This is a genomic window from Streptococcus sp. HMSC076C09, from assembly GCF_001837905.1.
Taxonomy (GTDB): Bacteria; Bacillota; Bacilli; order Lactobacillales; family Streptococcaceae; genus Streptococcus; species Streptococcus parasanguinis_I.
In genome coordinates this window covers 1-5,541 of record NZ_KV834608.1, presented here as the reverse complement: position 1 = coordinate 5,541, position 5,541 = coordinate 1, and the positions used below count along the sequence as shown (strand labels likewise).

At 28.1% G+C, this 5,541-nt stretch carries 2 protein-coding genes; both read left to right on the top strand.

The window, feature by feature from the left end; genetic code table 11:
- Positions 1 to 251 precede the first annotated feature (251 nt).
- The gene (locus tag HMPREF2704_RS01680) at positions 252 to 3,224 is read left to right on the top strand and encodes an Eco57I restriction-modification methylase domain-containing protein (protein ID WP_070845481.1); all 2,973 of its coding nucleotides are present in this window, start codon (positions 252 to 254) and stop codon (positions 3,222 to 3,224) included.
- A gap of 3 nt (positions 3,225 to 3,227) precedes the next feature.
- The gene (locus HMPREF2704_RS01675; RefSeq protein WP_070845480.1) at positions 3,228 to 4,835 is read left to right on the top strand and encodes an HsdM family class I SAM-dependent methyltransferase; all 1,608 of its coding nucleotides are present in this window, start codon (positions 3,228 to 3,230) and stop codon (positions 4,833 to 4,835) included.
- The last annotated feature ends 706 nt before the right edge of the window (positions 4,836 to 5,541 follow it).

Below are 5,541 nucleotides of genomic sequence, written 5' to 3'. Positions count from 1 at the left end.
TTCCGAAGTAGTATCTATCCAAGGATTTTCCATCGCAATAACCTCTATTTCATATTTATAGCACTATTTTAACACAAATTTGAATGTTACTTCTAATTAAATATTATTAATTAATGATATAATTGAAGTGCAATTTCAATTAAATGAGGAAGTGTTTCTATGAATTTTTAAAATAAAAACAAAATGTAATCATCTGACAACTATTTGTCCGTCTATTAAAATTTTATACAAATAACTTTGGGAGAAAATATATGGAAAAAGAAATTCAAACTCTAATTGACAAATATCTTTTAAGTAAAGATATTTACGAAACTCCTTTGTACGATGAGACATCTACTAGAATTGATTTTTTAAATAAATTATTTGAAATCTTTGGTTGGGATGTCGATAATCAAAAATTATTGCCAGAAAATTTACGAGAAGTAATACATGAAGCTTCAGTTAAAGTTGAAGAAGATGAAGTAATAAAGAAAAAGAAACCAGATTACATGTTTCAAATTCAAGGGAGAAGCGTCTTTTTTGTTGAAGCAAAAAAGCCATCTGTCGATATAAGTAATTCTCAAAAATCGGTTTTTCAACTAAGAAGGTATGGTTGGAGTGCTGGAATGGAGTACTCAATTCTTACTAATTTCAAAGAAATGGCAATTTACGATTGTAAAGTAAAACCAAATGCAACAGATGATATTCATGTTGCACGAATAGCAAAATTTAACTTTACTGAATATGTTGATAAGCTAGATTCAATCTCTTACTATTTAAAAAAAGATATAGTTGAAGAAAATAAATTTGATTTATCAAACAGTAGAGAGTTCAGTTCTTTCGATTCTTATTTTTTAAATCAGATTAAAAGTTGGAGACTTTCGCTTGCACAAAACATTAAAAAAAATAATGATATTGTAGATATTGAAGATTTTAATGTTTTTATACAACGTCTTATTAACAAGATACTATTTCTAAGAATATGTGAAGACACCAATCTTGAAGACTATGAACAACTTCAAAAACTTAATAATATAAGTGAATTAGAAGGATTATTTGCTAACGCAGATAAAAAGTATAATTCTGGTATTTTTCATTTATTAGACGAAAATTCGTATACTGTGGATTTTGATATTATAAAAAAAATTTTTAATGATTTATACTATCCTCTTAGTCCGTATGATTTTTCTGTAATTCCACCATCAATTTTAGCGAAAGTTTACGATGTATTTCTTTCAGAACGGTTCGAGTTCATAAATAAAGATATTGAATTAGTTACGAAACATGAAGTGGTTGATTTTTTAGGCGCAGTATCAACTCCAAAAGATATAGCTGATTTAATTGTTAAAGAATCTTTTCAAATACGCTCTCAGGAAAGTGAAATAACTTTAAAAGATTTTAAGGTAGCAGATATTTGTTGCGGTTCAGGAGTTTTCTTATTGTCTGCTTATGAGTATTTACAAAATTATGTTTATGAAGATGCTATCAAAAATCCAAAACAATCAGTCAAAGCTGGTATCTTAGTTCAAGAAAATGATTCATATAAGCTATCGTTTAACGTAAAAAAAGAATTATTAACAGACACGATCTATGGAGTTGACATAGATTTAAGTGCGGTTGAAGTTTGTAAGTTCTCTTTATTACTTTCTTGTCTAAGAGATATAAGCTTCACTGAATTTTCTCAAATAAGACAAGAAGCTTTATTACCAAATTTGGATGATAATATAAAATTTGGTAATTCTTTGGTTGATGATAAATTTTACGATTATTATTCTGATTCTGGTAGCTCAGCTAATATTATTGATGTAATAGGAAATATCTCGCCATTTGATTTTAATACTGAATTTGGAGAAGGAGTTAAATTTGATTTATTAATTGGTAATCCTCCATATACAAGGACACAAACCTTATCAAAATACTCTCCAATAGAATACAATTATTATAAATCTGATTTTTCTTATTATAAAAGTTCTAAAATTTCATCTCTTGATAAATATCACTTATTTGTAGAAAGAGGCTTATATTTACTTAAAGATAATTCAGGGGTTTTGGGTTATATTATTCCGAATAGATTTATTAAAGAAAAAAATCAATCCAAATTTCGGAACATCCTTTTTGAAGAGAGGTGTGTTAATAAGATAATTAATTATAATGAAATACAGTTGTTTCCTAATGTTTCTGCATACTCTTGTTTAGTATTTCTTACTTCAAAGAAGAATATACAGACCGAATATATTTCACTATCTCTAAAGCAACAAATTCCGATAAACGAACAGATTAAATTAAGTGTATTTTACAATACAAAAAGTTTAACTGATAAACCGTGGCAGCTTTTCAGTGAATCAAATAGACAACTATTAGAAAATACTTCAGATACAGATAAATTTTGTAATTTGGAAGACTTAGTTAATATAAGTGTAGGATTACAAACAAGTTTGGACAAAGTATTCATAATCGAAGCAACGTCAAGTGATGATGACTACTATTATTTTTCAAATAATGGTGTTAATTATAAAATTGAGAAAGAGATTGTTAAGCCAGCTATTTACAAACTTACTATACAAAAATATAAGAAAATTAAATCAAATAGAATCATTATCTTCCCTTATAAAAAAGTGGATTCTAAAATGCAGTTAATTGATATAGACGAGCTGAAAACTAAATACCCTGAATGTTATAAATATCTCTCAAAATTTAAAAAAGAATTAAAAGAAAGAAACATTCAACCCTTAAAAGATATAAATAAAGAATGGTATAAATATGGGAGACAACAAAGCATCAGTAATTTTAATGAAGGTGAAATGTTAATTTGGTCTGTTCTAACTTTAAAATCAAATTTTGTTTATTCTAAGCAACCAATATTATTTACTGGGGGAGGTCAAGGACCTTATTATGGACTCAAATCAAAAAATGATGAATATTCTGTAAAATATATTCAAGCAATATTGAACTCTCCATTTATAAGTAATCTAATTGAAGAAAGTAGCGTTTATTATGAGGGGGGGTATTATAGTGCAGGCAAACAATACCTTGAAAAAATCCCTATAAGGAAAATAGATTTTAATTTGGTGGAAGAAATAAATATTTATGATACAATATTAAATACAATTGAAGAGTTAGAGGCTTTTTCAGAAAGTCTAGAAAAAACTAGTTCAGCCTCTAAAAAAATTAACATAGAAAGACAAATTGCTTTTAAAGAGAAAAAATTAAATTCTTTAATCGAAACTCTTTATGGAATAAAATAAATAATGAGAGAAACTTTAAATAGTAAAAAAAATCGAGGTGGATATTACACACCTAAAAAATTAACCGATTTTATTTCTAAATGGGCTATAGAAAAACCTAGCGACAAAGTGTTGGAACCAAGCGCAGGTGATGGGGGATTTGTGAATTCTGCCTATGAAGTATTTAAAAGTATGGATGATAAATTTTGTACTGAACAATGTTTAGCTATCGAATATAATGAATTTGAGGCATCAAAAATAGATCAGACAAAAGCAAAAGTAGTTAATTCAGACTTTTTTAAATATTTTCAAGCAGAACTTCAAAATAAAGAAACTTTTGATGTCATTTTGGGAAATCCCCCTTTTATTAGATATCAATCCATCGATAGGGATGTGAGTGATAGGGCATTTGATTCCATGAAATACTACGGATTTACACCTAACAAAATGACAAATTTATGGGCCCCATTTTTATTGTTATCCTCCGAGTTGATTACTGATGGGGGTAGATTAGGTATGGTAATTCCAGCTGAGTTACTTCAAGTAGATTATGCTGCAGATATTAGATCTTATCTACTTGAAAAATTTCAAGAGCTTACTTTAATTTCTTTTAATGACAATTTATTTGAAGGTGCACAGCAAGAAGTAGTGGTACTGTTAGGAAAAACTAGATCAGAAAATAAAGGATTTAGATTCATTGAATTAGATAGTTTAAACGATCTAGATTCTTTTGACATAAATGATGATGTACCACTAATAAAGGATGTCGAAGTTTCTAGAGATAAGTGGTTGAAATATTTTTTAAAGCCTAGTGAATTAAGTAATTTTAAATTAGCGATTTCACATAAAGATTTACATAGCTTTAATGATATTGCTGAGGTAAATGTTGGGATTGTAACGGGACAAAACGAGTTCTTTGTTGTAAATAAACAAACTGTTGAATCTTTTGAATTAGAAAGTAATAGTTTAACTGATATAATTAGTAGAGCTGAACAACTCAAAGGGATAGAACTTAATAAATCTAGACTACAGGAATTGTACAAAGATAACAAAAAAGTAAAAATGTTTATCCCCAAAACAGTTCTAAGTGACAATGAAAAGAACTATGTACTTTTCGGAGAATCAAATGGGTATCATTTAGGATATAAGACTCGAATTCGCAAAGAATGGTACAGAGTCCCACTTACTTGGTTTCCAGAAGCATTCTTTTTACGTCAAGTACATGAGTATCCTAAAATAGTAGTAAACAACACAAAAGCTGTAAACACAGATACTCTTCATAAAGTTAGAGCAAAAGATGGTTTTGATATTTATAATATATCTCTGTCTTTCTTAAATTCACTCACTTTGCTCCAATGTGAACTATCTGGACGAAGCTATGGAGGAGGGGTGCTCACGTTTGAACCAGGTGAGGTACGTTCCATAAAACTACCATATTATCAATTCAACGATTCTGAAAAAAAAGTTCTAATCAATTTGCTTGAAGACTCTAAGTTTCAACAAGCGGTTGATATTATTGATAATATCATTCTAAAGGACAAATTAAATTTTTCCGAACAAGAAATTTTTAAATTTAAATCAGGTTGGCAAAGATTAAAATCTAGACGCTTAAACAGAAAAAAACGATTATAAAGAATTTAAAACCTTTTTTAACATGAAGTAAATCAAAGAATTTTTTAAAAAATAAAAACGCATGGTATCAGATACTAAAAACTGACACTATGCGTTTTATTATCGAAATATTTAAATTTCAGATTAATTTATCATATTATTTTTTTCTCCACTCGATCTTTATTCAAACGGAAATGGTTTATATCCTTATCAGTATTTCTCAATAGGTGTAAAATGCCCTACAATCTTTCCAATAATCCAAGGGTTTTCTTCGTATGGAGCATAAATATCATCATACTTCTTGTTTATTGAAGCAAGTCGTAGGTAGGTTTTATGAAGATACACTTTTTTACATAGGTTTGATTGTTAAACTCCACTGCATAAATAGGTTTTATAACTGAAAAGATCAACAACTTTGTTGTCGGATTTTTCCTGTTCTTCAGGTAATTCTGATGAATATACGACAACTTTAAAATCAAACAAGCTAAAAACACTATAAAATCATTAAATTGATATTAAAGTGTATTTTATTGTCAAAATGTACGATTGAAAAAAACTCCAGTTTTTCTAAAATCACTATCTCAGATGACTATTCAATCAAAATATGATATAATACAGAAAAAGTAAAAATAATAAAAGTAACTTACAAAAGTAAAAGAAAAAAGGTAAATAGATAGCCACAGCAGATATTCATTTCATCGTTTAGAAGGAGTTGCTGTGGTTATCG

Coding starts and splice junctions, on each gene's coding strand:
- HMPREF2704_RS01680 (WP_070845481.1), top strand. CDS start 252: ATGGAAAAAGAAATTCAAACTCTAATTGACAAATATCTTTTAAGTAAA.
- HMPREF2704_RS01675 (WP_070845480.1), top strand. CDS start 3,228: ATGAGAGAAACTTTAAATAGTAAAAAAAATCGAGGTGGATATTACACA.